This is a genomic window from Delftia sp. WSY_7 (assembly GCF_043104845.1).
Classification (GTDB): domain Bacteria; phylum Pseudomonadota; class Gammaproteobacteria; order Burkholderiales; family Burkholderiaceae_C; genus Comamonas; species Comamonas tsuruhatensis.
On record NZ_JBICLB010000033.1, the window covers coordinates 23,533 to 38,150 of the forward strand.

The 14,618-nt window shown below is 63.8% G+C and carries 16 protein-coding genes; all 16 read right to left on the bottom strand.

The window, feature by feature from the left end; all coding sequences use genetic code 11:
* Nucleotides 1-28 precede the first annotated feature (28 nt).
* The gene (locus ACF8ME_RS12265) at nucleotides 29-457 is read right to left on the bottom strand and encodes a TIGR03757 family integrating conjugative element protein (protein ID WP_392416659.1); all 429 of its coding nucleotides are present in this window, start codon (nucleotides 455-457) and stop codon (nucleotides 29-31) included.
* Nucleotides 454-3,402: a conjugative transfer ATPase gene (locus ACF8ME_RS12270; protein WP_392416660.1), complete on the bottom strand. Its 2,949-nt coding sequence runs from the start codon at nucleotides 3,400-3,402 to the stop codon at nucleotides 454-456. The genes ACF8ME_RS12265 and ACF8ME_RS12270 overlap by 4 nt, the downstream gene beginning before the upstream one ends.
* Entirely contained in the window at nucleotides 3,402-3,929 is a 528-nt protein-coding gene (locus ACF8ME_RS12275; protein WP_392416662.1) for a TIGR03751 family conjugal transfer lipoprotein, read from the bottom strand. Before ACF8ME_RS12275 ends, ACF8ME_RS12270 begins: the two co-directional genes overlap by 1 nt.
* Entirely contained in the window at nucleotides 3,916-5,364 is a 1,449-nt protein-coding gene (locus ACF8ME_RS12280) for a TIGR03752 family integrating conjugative element protein (RefSeq protein WP_392416664.1), read from the bottom strand. Before ACF8ME_RS12280 ends, ACF8ME_RS12275 begins: the two co-directional genes overlap by 14 nt.
* A 9-nt stretch (nucleotides 5,365-5,373) precedes the next feature.
* Nucleotides 5,374-6,303, bottom strand: a complete 930-nt coding sequence (locus tag ACF8ME_RS12285; protein ID WP_392416665.1) for a TIGR03749 family integrating conjugative element protein — start codon at nucleotides 6,301-6,303, stop codon at nucleotides 5,374-5,376.
* 140 nt (nucleotides 6,304-6,443) lie between these two features.
* Nucleotides 6,444-7,184: a PFL_4703 family integrating conjugative element protein gene (locus tag ACF8ME_RS12290; protein WP_016446100.1), complete on the bottom strand. Its 741-nt coding sequence runs from the start codon at nucleotides 7,182-7,184 to the stop codon at nucleotides 6,444-6,446.
* A complete protein-coding gene (locus ACF8ME_RS12295; RefSeq protein WP_319076894.1) occupies nucleotides 7,181-7,594 on the bottom strand; it encodes a TIGR03750 family conjugal transfer protein in 414 nt (137 codons plus the stop codon). The genes ACF8ME_RS12290 and ACF8ME_RS12295 overlap by 4 nt, the downstream gene beginning before the upstream one ends.
* 6 nt (nucleotides 7,595-7,600) lie before the next feature.
* The gene (locus ACF8ME_RS12300) at nucleotides 7,601-7,972 is read right to left on the bottom strand and encodes a TIGR03745 family integrating conjugative element membrane protein (RefSeq protein ID WP_052014041.1); all 372 of its coding nucleotides are present in this window, start codon (nucleotides 7,970-7,972) and stop codon (nucleotides 7,601-7,603) included.
* A gap of 37 nt (nucleotides 7,973-8,009) precedes the next feature.
* A complete protein-coding gene (locus ACF8ME_RS12305; RefSeq protein ID WP_392416668.1) occupies nucleotides 8,010-8,246 on the bottom strand; it encodes a DUF3262 family protein in 237 nt (78 codons plus the stop codon).
* Between the two features lie 15 nt (nucleotides 8,247-8,261).
* Entirely contained in the window at nucleotides 8,262-8,573 is a 312-nt protein-coding gene (locus ACF8ME_RS12310; protein WP_043792128.1) for an RAQPRD family integrative conjugative element protein, read from the bottom strand.
* A gap of 20 nt (nucleotides 8,574-8,593) precedes the next feature.
* Complete coding sequence (locus ACF8ME_RS12315) at nucleotides 8,594-9,346, bottom strand: TIGR03747 family integrating conjugative element membrane protein (protein ID WP_392416670.1); 753 nt, start codon at nucleotides 9,344-9,346, stop codon at nucleotides 8,594-8,596.
* Nucleotides 9,346-11,601, bottom strand: coding sequence for a type IV conjugative transfer system coupling protein TraD (traD, locus tag ACF8ME_RS12320; protein ID WP_392416672.1), 2,256 nt, complete (start codon nucleotides 11,599-11,601; stop codon nucleotides 9,346-9,348). Before traD ends, ACF8ME_RS12315 begins: the two co-directional genes overlap by 1 nt.
* Before the next feature lie 72 nt (nucleotides 11,602-11,673).
* Nucleotides 11,674-12,252, bottom strand: a complete 579-nt coding sequence (locus ACF8ME_RS12325) for a PFL_4695 family integrating conjugative element protein (protein WP_392416674.1) — start codon at nucleotides 12,250-12,252, stop codon at nucleotides 11,674-11,676.
* The gene (locus ACF8ME_RS12330) at nucleotides 12,249-12,746 is read right to left on the bottom strand and encodes an integrating conjugative element protein (RefSeq protein WP_392417143.1); all 498 of its coding nucleotides are present in this window, start codon (nucleotides 12,744-12,746) and stop codon (nucleotides 12,249-12,251) included. Before ACF8ME_RS12330 ends, ACF8ME_RS12325 begins: the two co-directional genes overlap by 4 nt.
* 56 nt (nucleotides 12,747-12,802) lie before the next feature.
* A complete protein-coding gene (locus ACF8ME_RS12335) occupies nucleotides 12,803-13,894 on the bottom strand; it encodes a hypothetical protein (RefSeq protein ID WP_392416676.1) in 1,092 nt (363 codons plus the stop codon).
* An 80-nt stretch (nucleotides 13,895-13,974) separates the two neighbouring features.
* Nucleotides 13,975-14,478 (bottom strand): hypothetical protein, encoded by a 504-nt coding sequence (locus tag ACF8ME_RS12340; protein ID WP_392416678.1) that lies wholly within the window; start codon nucleotides 14,476-14,478, stop codon nucleotides 13,975-13,977.
* Nucleotides 14,479-14,618 lie beyond the last annotated feature (140 nt).

Below are 14,618 nucleotides of genomic sequence, written 5' to 3' on the forward strand. Positions count from 1 at the left end.
CCAGGTCGGAGGGACAAACGTGATGCGCTCATCGCTGGCCTTTCGACTGAAGGTACAGACCGACGGCGTGGTCCACGTCGGCCACCCCGTAGATCACGTTGCTCCGGTTGATGACGATGGCCGGCAGGCGATCGAGGCGATAGTGGATCGCCAGCGACATGCCGTTGGCAGCATTCGTGATCTGGTCCTTGTAGCGGGCACGGATGTTCGCTTCCTGCTGCAGCATGTAGGCCTTGGCCTGGGCCTCATCCATGGGTAGTCGGATGCTCAACTGCTGGCTGACCTGGGCCATGGCATCGAGCCGGAAAACGCGCAGCGCGTAGGGCGTGTTCTGCTGGGCCCGGACATGGGTGGCCGAGTTGGCGAACACCTCGACCGATGTGACCACAGCGGGACTCTGTGCGGCGGCGCCGGCGGCAGCCATGCTGAACAGGGCGATGGCAAGGATCTGCTTCATGCCCGCGCCTCCGCCAGCTGCTCGGCCACCTTGTACGCGGCCTCGACCATGGTGCAGCCATGCTCTTCCATGATCCGGCGCCGCTGGGCTTTTTCATGGCCTTCGGTCATGGCCAGGGCGATCGGCAGCGCCGGTGGCACATTGCGGAACAGCCATTGGCCCAGCGCGCTGATCAGCACGCCCTCGGTGTACTTGGGCGGCTCCTTTTTCGCGGACTCCATCATGGCCCGCTGCTCCGGGGTGAGGTTTCGGAAGCGCGCCACTTCCTGGATCTCCGACTTGTCCATCGTCAGCAGCATCCAGAACTCGCACATCGAGAGCACGCGCTCCATGGAGTCGGGGAAGTCGCGCAAATTCTGGGTGGCGAGCCAGAACCAGATGGAGAGCTTGCGCCACATCTTCGTGGCCTTGGCCAGCTTGGGTCCGAGCAACTCATTCGTGGTGATCAAGTGGCCCTCGTCGGTCAGCTTGACCAGGGGCCGGCCCTCGGCCTGGTACTTCTCGCCGCGCGATTGCACCGAGTCGATCAGGCTGGAGTAGGCCAGGGCCAGGGCATCGCCGTAGCCGTCCTTGGTAAGAGTGCCCATTTCCACGAGCGTCACGTCCGCATCGGGCCAGTCGCCGCCATAGGTATTGAACAGCGTGCCGCGCAGGCCCATGGTGAAGGACATCATGGCCTGTCCCATGTCTTCAGCCCGGGCCTGCCGTTGGGGCGACAGTGAATCGTCACGTTGCATGTCCACGAGCTCCAGCGCCACATCCTGGGTCAAAGGGTGCTTGCGTTGCTCCGATTTCGCCCGGACAGCGGCCCGGATAATGGCGCGCGATACCAGGTAGCGGTCAGCACGCGACATGCGATCGACTTCGGCCTTTTCGCCACCCGTGATCATCAGGATGGCCGAAATCAGCATCTCGCCCATGAAGTCGCGCTTTTCGTCTTCCTCATCCTCCTCCGTCTCTGCGGCCGCCGCCGCTGCCGGATGGGCCGGCGCCAGGGCAGGGGTGCTGAGCGCGTTTTCGACGGAGGCCATCAGGGCAGAGCCATCAGCAGCCTCATCGACCTGGACGCCGGCCGAGGCACGGGCGCGCTCCTCGGCGGCATGGTAGGAGCCCATGATGTCCTGGTCTTCCAGCAGCTTGAATGCATGGACGAAGGGTGGCAGCGATTCCTTGCAGTCAGGAGAGAGAGTGACGCGGTGCACGCTCAGCCCCTTGGCCGCCATGTCGGCCACCAGCAAATCGAAGGATTCGCCGGCATCCACGATCACCATTCGTGGGCGGTGGATGGCCATGGTCATCATGGCCAGGTAGTTCAGCGTGGCTGACTTGCCCGCGCCGGTCGGCCCGAGCGTGAGCATGTGGGCGTTCTTCTTGCGGTCACGCTTGTTCAGGGGATCGATCCACAGCGGCTCGCCGCCCCGGTTCCAGAACCAGAAGCCTGGGTGCGGCGTGCCGCGCGAGCGGCCGTAGACCGGCATCAGCGCTGCGATGTGGCTGGCAAAAGTGAGTCGAGAACGGCTCAGGTACTTCTTGTCGAAGTCCACATCGAAGTTGAACGGCAGTGCGCGCATGAACGTGTCCAGCGGCACCAGGTCCTGGCGGGGATCGATGAAGCGCAGGCCCGAAGGTCCGAGCAGTGCGTTGGCCTCGGTGACGGCCTTGTCCAACTCGGCCTTGTCGCGGCCGGTGAGGTACAGCGTCATCATCATCGGGAAAAGCTTGTCCCGATTGCCGATCATGTGATGCAGCACACGCTCGCACTCGGCGTGTGTCTCCATGGCCTGGGGCGTGTGGGCGCGCGACTTGTCGCGGATGCGCGTGATCTGCTGCTCGACCAGGTCCTGGCGCGAGATCACCACGGTCATCGACAGCATGGAGCCGGCCGGCAGGCGGTCGAACCTGGCGAAGGACTCCTTGCCCGTCTGTGTTTCTGCCGAGAAATGCCCGATGGAGGGCTCGCTGCGCATGTTCTGGAGCGTCAGCGCCTTCACAGGCACGCCGTCGAACTCGAAGTAGCCGCCGGCATGGTCCGTGCGTGGCTGGGACAGGGACAGGGATTCGGCCAGGTCCCAGTCGAACATGGTGGCGGGCTTGGGACCAGGGTATGGGTAGGTCTTGATCAGTTCGCCGGGTGTCGGTGCCCACGGCACATCGCGGTTGAAGAAGGGCAGGAGCCATTCGTAGAAGTCCTTGCCGTCGCAACGCCTGGCGGCGATGCCCGCTTCGTTGAAGGTGGCCATGAGGGTCGTGGCCACGGATTCCATCTGCTGCTGGGGTGTGCCTGGCTCGGATGCTGCGCTGGTGAACTTGCGGTAGATGCAGCAGCGCACGCGCCGTTGCTGGCCGCGCCAGACCTGGCCTGTGACCTGCGTGTCCGTAAACAGGCCCTGGGGGCGCGAGGCCTGCTCCAAATGCTTGCGGAACCCCTGCAGCACCGACTGGGTGTATTCGGAATTGATCACATCCTGGCCCCGCGCCGGGTTGTCCTTGTGCTGGCTCAGCACGTAGTCATGGAGGTGCTGTTGCAGCTGCTCGATGTTGCGGTCGTCATTGACAAACCACTGCACGATCCAGGGCGTGGTGTCGGATTCGGGCAGGGCCGTGATCGCTTCTCGCACCTTGTCGCAGCGCTCTTGCAGGTAGCTCAGCGGCTGGGCCTCGGTGGCCACCGGATCGAGCTCGAACATGGCGCCCCAGGTGGCGCCGTCGCGCATCACGAAAACCTGCTCGCCCGGCGAGTAGGTCACATAGGGGAGCATCTCGGTGAAGGAGGGCGGGCGCTGCGCCATGCGCTGGCGATCTCCCACGGTCATCGGGCGCTCAGTTGCAGGAGCGGGCACATCACGTGCTGCCTGGCCGGCCGTGGGCGTGGGCGTGGACGCGGAGGAGGACGGGGTGGGGGAGGTCTTGGCCTTGCCACCCAAAATCAGATCGAGGATGTTCATCAGCGGGCCTCCCCGCTGCCGGTGCGGCCACTGAACGCGGCGCGGCCGCGCTGCAGATCCTCGGTGGACTCACCGGGCATGGCGTACTCGGTGGATTCGTACATCGGGAAGACGGTCACGTAACCCGGCACCGGGTATTTGCCCCGGGCCAGGTGCGGGTAGACGACCATCACCAGGTCGGGGTTGGCCACACGAGCGAAGCGCTGCTGCATGGGTTCCAACGCCGACCAATAGCGGGCCGTGCCGCCGTCGCCGTGGGCGATGGGGCGGGCCTGGGAATCGCGTTCCAGCCGGTCGCGTGCCGTCTCCTTAGCCGAGGCCTGCCTGGACCCCTGCTCGGCGCCCTGGGCGACTGCCTGGCCGGGCAGGCTCTTGCCACGGTAGATGTCCAGCAGCGTGGGGCTGTCCTTGGTGACTTCCTTGAGCGGCGATTCGCGCGGGCCGGTGACAGAACAACCGATGAGGGTGGCCGCCGCCAGGGCGCAGGCCAGGAGTCGGACGATGGGAAAAAGCTTATTCGAGGCCATAGCGGGCTCCTGACAGGGCATTGGTGGCTTGCGTGCGGTGCACGACCTTGCGTGGATTGGCGGGCTTATCGATCTGGATCTCGCGGTCCAGGTGGACGACCAACTGGGCGCCGGAAGGCGTCACGACCGCGTCGAAGCTGCTCTTGAGGCGCTCGGTGAGCCAGCGGGTCAGTTCTTCGGTGGCGGCAGATCCCATGCGGCCAAGGGCGAAACTGCCGGCGTTGCCGGTGACCGAGGCCGAGGTCGAGTCGCCGCGGTTGAGCGTGGTGGTCTGGGCCTGAGCCAGTGCCTCGGCGGCCACACCCAGGCCCTTGGCGCCGATGATGTCGGTGAGATAGGTGGGCGCATTGGTCACGAACTTGCCCTGGATGCAGGGGTTGCCGTGCAGATCGCTGATGAAGCCCAGATCGGCATTCGATGCCGAGGACAGGCCGCCGCTGGTCGATGAGCCGCTGCGGCGTGCCGACACCGTGCGAATGGCGCCGTCGTTGAAGACGAAGGTCATGCTGCGCACCTTGCCCTCGGTGCAGGACAGGGCCATATCCCCGATGGCCACGCCGGTGATGATCATTCCGGCCAGGTCCTCGGGCAGCTCCCAGCCATTGGCCGCCAGGTTGTCGCGGCCCACCATGGCTTTGAACTGCATGGGATCGGTCACGCGCCCGTTCACGGGCACGCGGCCGATGAGGCTGGTCATGGCCGTTACGCCTGCCAGAGTCGAGTTCTCGGGAAGTGTGTAGTAGGGCTCGGGTTCGGGCTTGACGGCAGCTGCAGCCTGCGCTGCGCGCGTTGCAGAGCCACCCTGGCCCGCAGGGCCGGGAGCCACTTCAGCTGCTCCCGGCGCACGCACATAGCGCGTGGTGGACTTGCCATTGGCCGTGCTGGTCTGCTTGGTGTAGCCCATGGGCGCAAGCACTTCGTAGCCCGACCCGGAGCCCATGTCGAACGCGGACCCGGCGCCAGTGCCATACGAGCCTTGAAGGGGCGGCTGCGAAGCACCTGCAAGGCGTGGGCCGCCGATGTTGCCGAAGGCATCGGAGGCGTTGCCCCAGGCATTGGCGATCACATCGACAGGGCCGTTACCAGGCTGGCCGGAACCCGTGGTTGTGGCAGGCGCTGAAGGCAAGGAACTTGCTGCTGCAGGAGCTCCATTCATCGTCATGCGCTGCTGCATTTCTCGGTTCTCGCGCGCAAGCTGCTCGTTGGCCTGGATCACCTTCTGGATGTCAGTGCGGAGCTCTCGATTGCTTGCTGCCACCGTGGCCAAGGTTTCGGCTGCCGTGTCTTCGTCCGCACCGGCCGTGGCCGGCAAGGGCACAGCAGCCATAGGTGCGGCGGCTGGTGGCGCGCTGCGACCGATGAAGAAAATGCTGATCACGCCCGCGAGCGTCAGAGCCCCGAGGATGGGGATGAGTTTGTTTCTGGGTACTGCCATGATTTCCCCTTACAGGCACGACTCGAAGGACCGCTCGCAGACCACGTAGATGGCCGTGGTGTCGGTGTCGGAGCCGGCGGGGCCGAGCCGCCCGTGCTGGGCCGTCGCCGCAATCCAGCGGCCGCGCACGCTCTCCAGCGGCACCTCCAGCGCGAAGCGCGATTTGTTGGTGATGCGAACTGCCGTGACGTACAGCGCGCCGCCCTTCCACTGGCCGACAGGGGCTGCGTCCACGTTGGCGCCGCGCAGCAGGGTCGGCACAGGATCTGTGCTCACCGCCACTTGCATGACGCCAGGTGCTGCGTTGGCCAGGCGGCGAGGGGCATACAGCTGGCGTGCTGCGTGGCGCGTCAGCTGCACCATGTCGATGCCCGCGCCTGCAGCGGCAGCTGTAACCTCATCTGCAGAGCGGGGCGAAGGATTGGGCACGCTGCCGGGTTCGATCACGGACACCTGCAGCTCGCCCTTGGAGGACGTTGCGCGGGCAGGCTTGTCTGCGACCGCCACCAGGTCCATGGGGATCTGCTGACCGCTGTCAACGAGCTCGGCCACGATGCGGATGGGCACGAATGGCACCAGCGCGGTGACGTAGATCGTGCCGCCGATCGACTCGATGCGCGCCACGGCCGAGATGTCACTAGGCACATGCAGCAGGGCGTCGGAGGGGAGCGTGACCAGGCGCTCTTGGCCCACGGTCAGGTTCACACGCACGGGCTCCCGGGCGAACACTGTGCGCTCGGCAGGGCCAGACGCAGTGCCGCTGAGCGGGGCAGGGCCTACGCGGCGCAGCGTGGCCTGGGCAGCCGCGCTGCGCGCGATCGAGCCGCGTGCTGCGGCTGCCAAGGGCGCAGGCACGCTCATGCCGGCAACGTTGCTGCCGGCGCCTTGTGAGCTGGCCTGGCCCAGGTCGATGGCCTCAGCCGCCTGGCCGGCAGTCACGCTGGTCTTCTCGCCGGCAAGGTCAGGGGGTGGACCAGACACATTCAGCGGTTCGACTTGCTGGGCGAAAGCGCCCTGCAGGGGCTGGAGCAGCAGCAGGCCAGCCAGGCTGCATGCGAGGAGTTGGCGATGTTGCATGTTCAATCGACGGAGGTGTCGCGGGGCAGGCTGGACGGGGAGATCACGCTGGGCAGGCGCGGCGCCGCAAGGGTCGCTTGCACCGGGTTGCCGGCCTTGAGCTCAGCGGGGTTCAGGCGCGCTGGACGGTTGGCGCCAAAGCAGTCCAGGGCCAGACGCCAGGGGTTGCGCTCTCGGTCCACGTCGAAGCGCACCACGCGCAGCGGGTAGCGGATGAACACATCCTTCACGCCCTGGCCACCGAAGGTTTCTGTGACCTGCATGTCCAGCAGCACGGTCCAGGCGTCGGGGCCTTCGCTCAGCACACGGTTCTCGGAATAAGGGAAGCCGGGGATTTCGGTGATCTGGCGCGTGCGCTTGCGCAACTCGCCCTTGCCCTGGCGGGTTTCCATATCGGCTTGCAATTGCGCCTGGCACCGAGGTGTCAGGTAATACTGCATATTGAAAATTTGCTGCCCGTAGTCCTTGACACCATCGGTCTGCCAGCGATTGATCTGCTGCCAGATGTAGTAGGCAAAACCGTAGACATTGGGCTTCGGCACGGGGGAATGACCACCTGTGACATGCACGGTGTCACCGGCGCGCACATCAGGCGCCAGATGCACGTCAACGCTTTTTGGTTGTCGCCAGGCAAACCAGACGGCGAATATGGCCAATACAAGCAGCGCAAATTGGCTGGCCATTTGCCTACGGCTGTGCCGACGCTCCATTTCCAGAGCGTTCATATATTTTTCACTGCTCATACTTTTTCTTTGCTTTTTTGGCTGAATGGATCGGAATTGATTCTCCGGCCAAGTTCCATATAGCCGTGGTGAGTGATGTACTGGCTTTTGACGATGCCCTTGCGGGCAAGGTAGATGCGAAATGCCTGGACATACCAGCGCTCAGGCTTTGAGCGCTTAATGCTTTGCAGGTAAAAGGACGAATACCAGATGGTCACCATCGGCAGGGCGATGCCCAGTACGAAGATGAAATGCCAGAAACCTGTCAAGAAAAACAGGACTACCCCAAGAACTATACTGATAGCAAAAGACGCTCCACCAATATACGTCGCCTCCGTTACAGACATGCCATTGATGATCGCGGGCTCCGCGTTGACTCGGTCAGTCAGTGGCGCGCCTCGCCGTTCTTGGGGTTGTTGTTCAGCCGCCATGTATCTTTAAGCGAGTACCGAGAGTGCGTAGTTGGCCATCATCACAATAAAGACAATCAAAATGACGCCCACAATGAAGAATTCTTTGAGATCCGCAAACTCGGCCTGGCCGCGCGAGTATTCATTCCATTTTCGCAAGCCACCACCCATGACTTTGATGAACGAAAGACCAGCGAGCACAAGGGCGAGGATGCTAATGCCTGCCTTGAAGTAGGCACCCATCTGGCCCATCCAGTCACCGTCCTGAACCTGTGCCCCCCCGATGCCGCCGCCTTGAGGTGTCGGAATGTTGGGAAGAGCAGCAAACACGCTTTCGTGAATCATCACCGATACCAGGAGAGTGGTTTGCGCCACCTTGGACAAAATCGATTTTTTCATAACATCTATCCTTGAAACAGAAAAGTAGTTGCAAAAACTAAAGCCAGGCCACTAATGCGAATACTGCACAGACGATAACAATCACGGTTATCACCGATTCGATTGCATCATCCTGCTCAATCTCGCCATCGGTATAGGCCTCCAAAATCATTTTCCCGAACCATGCGGCAATAACCAGAATCACGCCAAAAACCAGCGTGATGACAACGACCTTCATTCGCGCGGGATCAACGCCCGAGGCGTCCATGAATCCCGCTTTCATATCGCCAAACATGGGTTCACCCCTTGATTACTGCCGGTAGTCGCCGCGCAGCGGTGCCACGGGGCGAGGTTGGCGGGGAGCGTCGATGTGGGTGGTGATTCCCTGGCGCAGCATTTCCAGATCGCGCTGCAGCCAGTCGTAGCGGAACTTCACGCGCTGGCCGGTGGGTGCGCTTTGCTCGGCCTGGCCCACCATGACCTGGACCTGCTCGATCTCTGCGGCAATGCGCGCCAGGCGCTCACGCTCCAGATCGTCGTCGGACACCGTGGCCCAGGCCGATGCCGTGGTGGCCAGGATGCCGATCACGAGGATGGCGAAAAGCGGGCGGGGGGATTTCATCAATTTCTCCTTCGGAAAAGTCATGCGTATTTCTTGAAAGCGCCCACGGTCGTGGACAGGGAAGCGGCCACCAGGACCGTGAAGATCAGCACCATGTAGGCCGGGTTGAAGCCGGGAAAAGGCCATGCGAGGTACAGGCTGAACCCACCCGTGAGAGCCCAATGCGTGTATCGCTTGCTGTGGTGGTAGACGAACGAGGACTCGCGCCCGCCGACCCAGCGGCGCCGGTCACGGCGCACCAGGCCGTCGATCACGCCCATCAGGCAAGCGAGCACGAATGCCGGCATGGCATAGGCCGCGATGCTCAGGCGCAGCACCACGTCCTGGGCCACGAGCATGCTGATCACGGCCCACTCGGCAGCGATCTTGGAGACAACGCGCGTAGCTGCGCCCACGGCCTGCAGAGGGGCAGAAAGCTTGGCCATGGCCTGCATGGGCTCGTCGGTGAGCGATCGCTGATACCAGCGCAGAACGCCGAGCTTTTCGTAGGGCCAGCGAACATAGCCCAGTAGCTGCAGGGAAAAGCCCACGGTGTCGGGCACCAGCACGCTGCGTGGTGCGACAGCGATGTACTGCAGGTCCTGCTGGAGCACAGACTGGGCGTGCGGTATGCCCTTGCCTTTCCACACAAACATGCTGCCGCCGATCTCGATGACCATGCCCACCAGCCAGCTTGTCAGCGTGATGCTGACCAGGCCGAAGGCGATCTTGACCACCAGGTCCACAGGACCGACCGTTGGAGCCTTGGTGGGCATGCGCTGCGCGGTTGCCATCAGCGATGCCCCACGATGCTGTCGATCACGCCGGTGCTGCGCAGTGCACTGGACTGCGCGCCTGGCGCGGCGGTGTACTCGGAATCGTTCTTGGCGCCGCTGGCCAGGTCTGTGCCGATGAGCTCATGTCCGCCAATACCCAGATGGTTGTGCCCCATCCAGTCGGTGTCGGCTGCCCAGGTCTCGCTGGTCCGATATCTCCGCTTCATGTCCTCGGCAACGTTCTTCAAGGATTTAGGGACGAACGGATCGTTGGTGGTGTCGGCCAGCGGGATGCGGATCTTGAATGGACGGTTGCCTTCCAGCAGCGCGAAGGCCTGGCCCTGGGGTAGCTCCAGGATGTCTGAGGGCTCGATCAGCGGCGCCTTCGTTGTGGTTGCAATGTCATCGTTGCGACTGGTGAAGTCCACGCCGTTGCCCGTGGCAGCGGTGTCCGAGACACCGGACACTGGCGTCAGGTGCGTCACGTTGACCTGCGGCACCTGGTCGGTCAGCAGGCTGGCCGTCGCGGCCGAGCGCACGCGCAGCATGCAGAGATGGTTGAAGTTGTCCAGGATCTGCCCGGCCTTGGCTTTGTCGCCCACGCGGGCCTCGATGTCGAACACGGACTGCGTGTAGGCCGTGATCTGGAAACCTGAACCACCGAGCTTGTTGACCATGGGCACGAACTCAGGGCCGGCGATCTCGTTCACCTCATCGAAATGGCAGCAGACCTTGGGCAGCTTGAGCTTGCCCTCGGTGGCGTGCGGATCGAGGCCGGTTTTGTAGAGCCGGCCGCCCACGCTCACCAGGTCCGACAGCATGGAGTTGCCCACGGCCGAGGAGACCACCGAGTCGGACAATGCGTCCAGTCCCGCGTAGACGATGCCGCCCTGCCGGAAGACCGTCATCCAGTCGAAGATGGGCCGCTGGTCGTTTGGATCGAAGTAGTCGGGGGAGATGAGCTTGCCCACGGCGCCCGAAGTGAGCTTTTCCAGGAACGGACCGAGGCTGGCAATGATCTTCTCGTAGAAAGAACGCTCGTAGCTGACGGCCGCGGCAAGGCCCAGCAGCACCTTGTCATCCGGCTGGGACTCCTTGATCCACACGTACATGGCCTGGATCTCGGGCGGGCGGTCTTGCATGCTGCGAGACACCGGGATCGCTCCTTTGACAGGGAGCAGTTTTTGGATCTCAGCGAGTCGTTCCTGGTAGTTCTTGTACCGGCCCTGCGCGGCCTGGGCGCGGTAGAACATCGCGGCATAGTCCATGAACAGGGGATCAATGCCGGTCACGTCTTTCAGCAGGGATTCATAGGTCGGAATCCGGCCCAACGCGACCTGGGCCTGGGCCACGATGTTGGTGAAGCGCCAGGAGAACTCCTTGAACGCAGCGCTGTTTCCGGAAGAGGGCAGGGCGTTGGTGGCGCGGCCGGCGACTTCGGTGATGCGCGCAAAATTGCCGATGCCGTTGTAGCGCGCGCTGATGTCTGGGTAGCCCAGGTGGAACAGGTAGAAGCTCTTTTCCCGGCCGGCGCGGCGCGCTTCGGCATGCATGCGCAGCATCAGTTCGGCGTCGCCCTTGGGGTCGATCACGATCGTGACGTGGCCGGCGTGGATGTCCTGTGTGCACAGCAATTCCAGCAGGCGTGTCTTGCCTACGCGCGTCGTGCCCAGAACCAGCATGTGCCCGGTACGGGAGCCCTGGCGCAGCAGCACAGGCTTTTCGTCCTGAACGCCCACGCCATGCAGCACGGGTGAGCCGCCCAGATCCACGCCCGAGGCAAATAGATTGGCTGGTCCACCGATATCCACTGCACGACGAATGAGTTGGCGAAGCAGGCTATCCGTCTTGGTCTCGGCCCATTTGCGAACCTGCTCGCCGGCATTGGCCAGGCGCATCTCGGCAGGAGAGGGCTTGACGTACTCCCGGACCTTGACGGCCTGGGTGTCCAGCTTGCGCTGCGTATGCAGCTGGGTCCAGGCGAAGCCTTCGCCGAGATACAGGTGGTCCTTGGTACCAGGCAGCTGGTGTGGCGCCACACGGGTCATCTTCGTGAATTTCAGGCCGCGCTGGTACGCATAAATGGCATAGGCCTCGCGGGCGCGCTTGCATCCGAAACCGGCCGCAATCGCAGCGGTCACGGCGCCCAATGAGTGCGGCATCATCAGCGCCCATGGAGCAGCTGCAGCAACGCCAGCAATCCCGAAGGCTGTGGCAGCGCTCCAGGCTTCCACCGGGGGCCGCAGCAGCCCTTCCATCACCCCCTCACTCATGGCTGCCTCCTGTGGCAGGGCTGGAACATGTTGCGGAGCATCGCGTTACAGAAACGTTCCAAGCGCAGGTTGTCATTGGGGAGACCTCGGCGTTTGCTGGAACATTTCTTGGAACAGGATCTGGTACGCGCGTCCGTTGGAGTGCACCAGCACCGGGTACGCATTGGCGCCTGCAGCGACCAGTTGCTCGGACATCCAGCTGCCCGTTTCCGGCGCCAGGCGAAGCGGCATGGCCAGCCGCTGCAGAGACTTGAAGGCCAGGGGACTGCCGGCCTGCACCACGATGCCAACCGCCTGCAGCTGCACCAGCTGGTCCTTGTTGTGAGCGAGCCAGCGCATGGAAAGCTCATCGGCCGCCAGGACAAACACCGGCTGTGTCATCCAGGCGCCGTCGAAGACTTGCAAGCCCTCCTGTGCCAGCACGCCGTTACGCAGGATGCGCGCGCCAAACGGGAAGCGCAGTCCGTCGAGAATCCCAGGATCGTCCGCATCGCCAACGAGCTGGGCAACGTAGGGCGCGAACGGCACACTGCGGCCGCTGTCGTGAAGCACGTCCAGCTTGGCGGGCGATTCCGGCACTGGCAGGCCTGCGAGTACAGGAACGGCTGCAGCTGAGCACAGGACCAGGGCACAGAGGACGCGGAGATTCATCGGCGAAGCGCTCCGCGCGTTGGAACCGGAGTGCTGGCAGCCGATTGAGGCTCAATGATCTGCGTGCGTGGCACGCCCAGCATGTCGGCGGCGCCGACCGAGCTATGCACCTTGGGCATGCCATCGAAGCTGATCATGGGATCGTTCGGGAACAGCCGCGCCATGGCCGCCTGCATCTCGCGCTCCCACGCAATTGAACGCTCAACGTCCGCTCGGAAGATCCGTGCCATGCGCTCGGCATACTGCCTGCGCTCTGCTTCGGATCGCGCGTGGATGCCCAGGATCTCCAGCGGCGAGAGCTTCTCGACGGAGAAATTCGCCCGCGGCCCGAGGGCCAGCACTTTGGCCCGGCGCATTTCTTCGGCGTTCAGGCCCCACATCTGCTGAACCTGGCGGTCGGTTTCGTCCGCTTGGCTGCGCGCCTGGGCGGTGTTTGCTGCTGTGGAGCTGCCTTCGGTGGTCTGGGTGGTGCGCACCTGGGCCACCACCGGCATGCACGCCACCTGTGCCAGCAGAAAGCCCGCGCTGAGGCAAATAGCGGCTCGCATGCTCAACCTCCCTGGCTCACGGAGAGAGTCAGGCCAGGGCTGCCTGGGGCCACAAAGGTAGCTGTGCGCGAAACGGGATCAGCGGACTTGAGCGCCATGCCATTGACCACGTCGCCAGGGCGCAGCACACGCATGCGGCGGTCGCCTGGGATGCCCGAGGCCACCACGACCGAGGGCTCGCCGTTCCACATATCGACGGCGATCAACTGGCCGGAGAGCGCGGGCGCTGCGGGCTTTTCGGCGGGCAATGCCTTGGAAGCAGCGGCCTTCTGCTGTCCTGCAGGCCGCGAAGTCGCGGCCCTGACTGGCGGGGCCTTGACCATCACGCGCGGGGCTGCTGCTGTGGGCCGGGCGGTGTGTGGTTCGGTAGCGGTCGGCGCGGCCGCAGGCGCAGAGGATTGGGCTGGAGCGACTGCACCTGCAGTCGCGGGTGCGGCCTGGACCACGGTAGGAGCGGTGGCTCGCGCTTTGGAATCCTGCTCACGCATGCGGGCCAGTTGCTGGCTCAACTCAATCATCATCGCTTCCATGCGCTGCATGCGAGCGGCAAGTTCCGGATCAGATGCAGTAAAGGAAGCGGCAGGAGGCTGCACAGTGGGGGCCACGCCAACACTCGTCTCGGCGGTAGAAGCGACGGGCGTCTGCTGCTGTGGCTGCGATGGCTGAGCTACGGCGAACTCATCGGGGCCGGTAGCGGTTTCAAGCGCAGATATGCCCAGTTGGTCCAGCCCCCCCAATCGTGGATCAATCGGTGCACGGATCTCGTCCGGGCCGCTGGCCTCAATCGTGCCCACGGTCGGCAGATTGGTCCCAAGAAGATCGGGAACCTGGCGGATGGATGGTCCGTACTGGAGATAGCCCAGCAGTGCGATCCCTGCCAGGGACACGGCAATCAAACTGCGCCTTCCCGTGGAAGAGTTGAGGATGGATTTTTTGCCTGGCCTGGCGGGAGCCGGATGCGCTGAAGACTCATCGAACTCAGGCGCATCAGCCTGGGCCAAGGTGGCAGCAGTCGAAGGATCTGGGGCTGCAGCAGCGCCGGGTCGATCCTGCGCTTCAGGAGCGGGGCCCTGTCGCGCGTCGACGTCTTGCATCCACTCCAGCCCGCCGATGTGGGGGGCGAAATCCAGGCCTGGCACAACAGGGCGCCCCGGTGTGTGTGGGAATTGCCCGCTCATTGCTCTTTACCCGATTTGGCAGGAGACACGATGGGCTGGAGTCGGCGCGGCGGCTGTGCGCCGCCGGCATTTCCCAGGACGAACCACACGCGGCGCGTGACATGGTCGGTTTGCCAGGTCCAGGCCTTGCCCACCAGAACAGCCAGCATGTCCTGGACGGAATAGGGACCGAGGGTGCGATGCGCCTCGGGCAAAGGAAGTCCCAGAAAGCGCCGGGCTTCGGGAGACAGCGCCGTTTGGTCGGCCAATGCATATCCAGTGCGCAGCAACGTGTAGTCGATGGCCTCGCCAATGGTCGTGACCTGTTCCCGGGGAAAGGTGATCTGTGCTACGAGCGCCAAAGGCTCGCTCAGGCCCAATTGGGGCTGCGCATCGGCTGTGGTGTAGCGACCGAGTTGCAGGCGCTTATTGCCGTCCACCAGGGGCGCGTTGGCGTAGCAAACGCCGGCCGCCAGCCATGCCATGCCAGCGATGAGAAATCGGTGCGAGTGCCGGGACATGCGGGAGAAACTCCAGAAGAAAAATCCCGGGCCGCATGACGAAAGAGGAGGAGAAGACATGCAGCCCGGGGAAAGAACGCATTCGCGTCCGCCGGTCGGCATGTTCGGATTTGGTGCACTTGCTCTCAAGCGTAAAACGT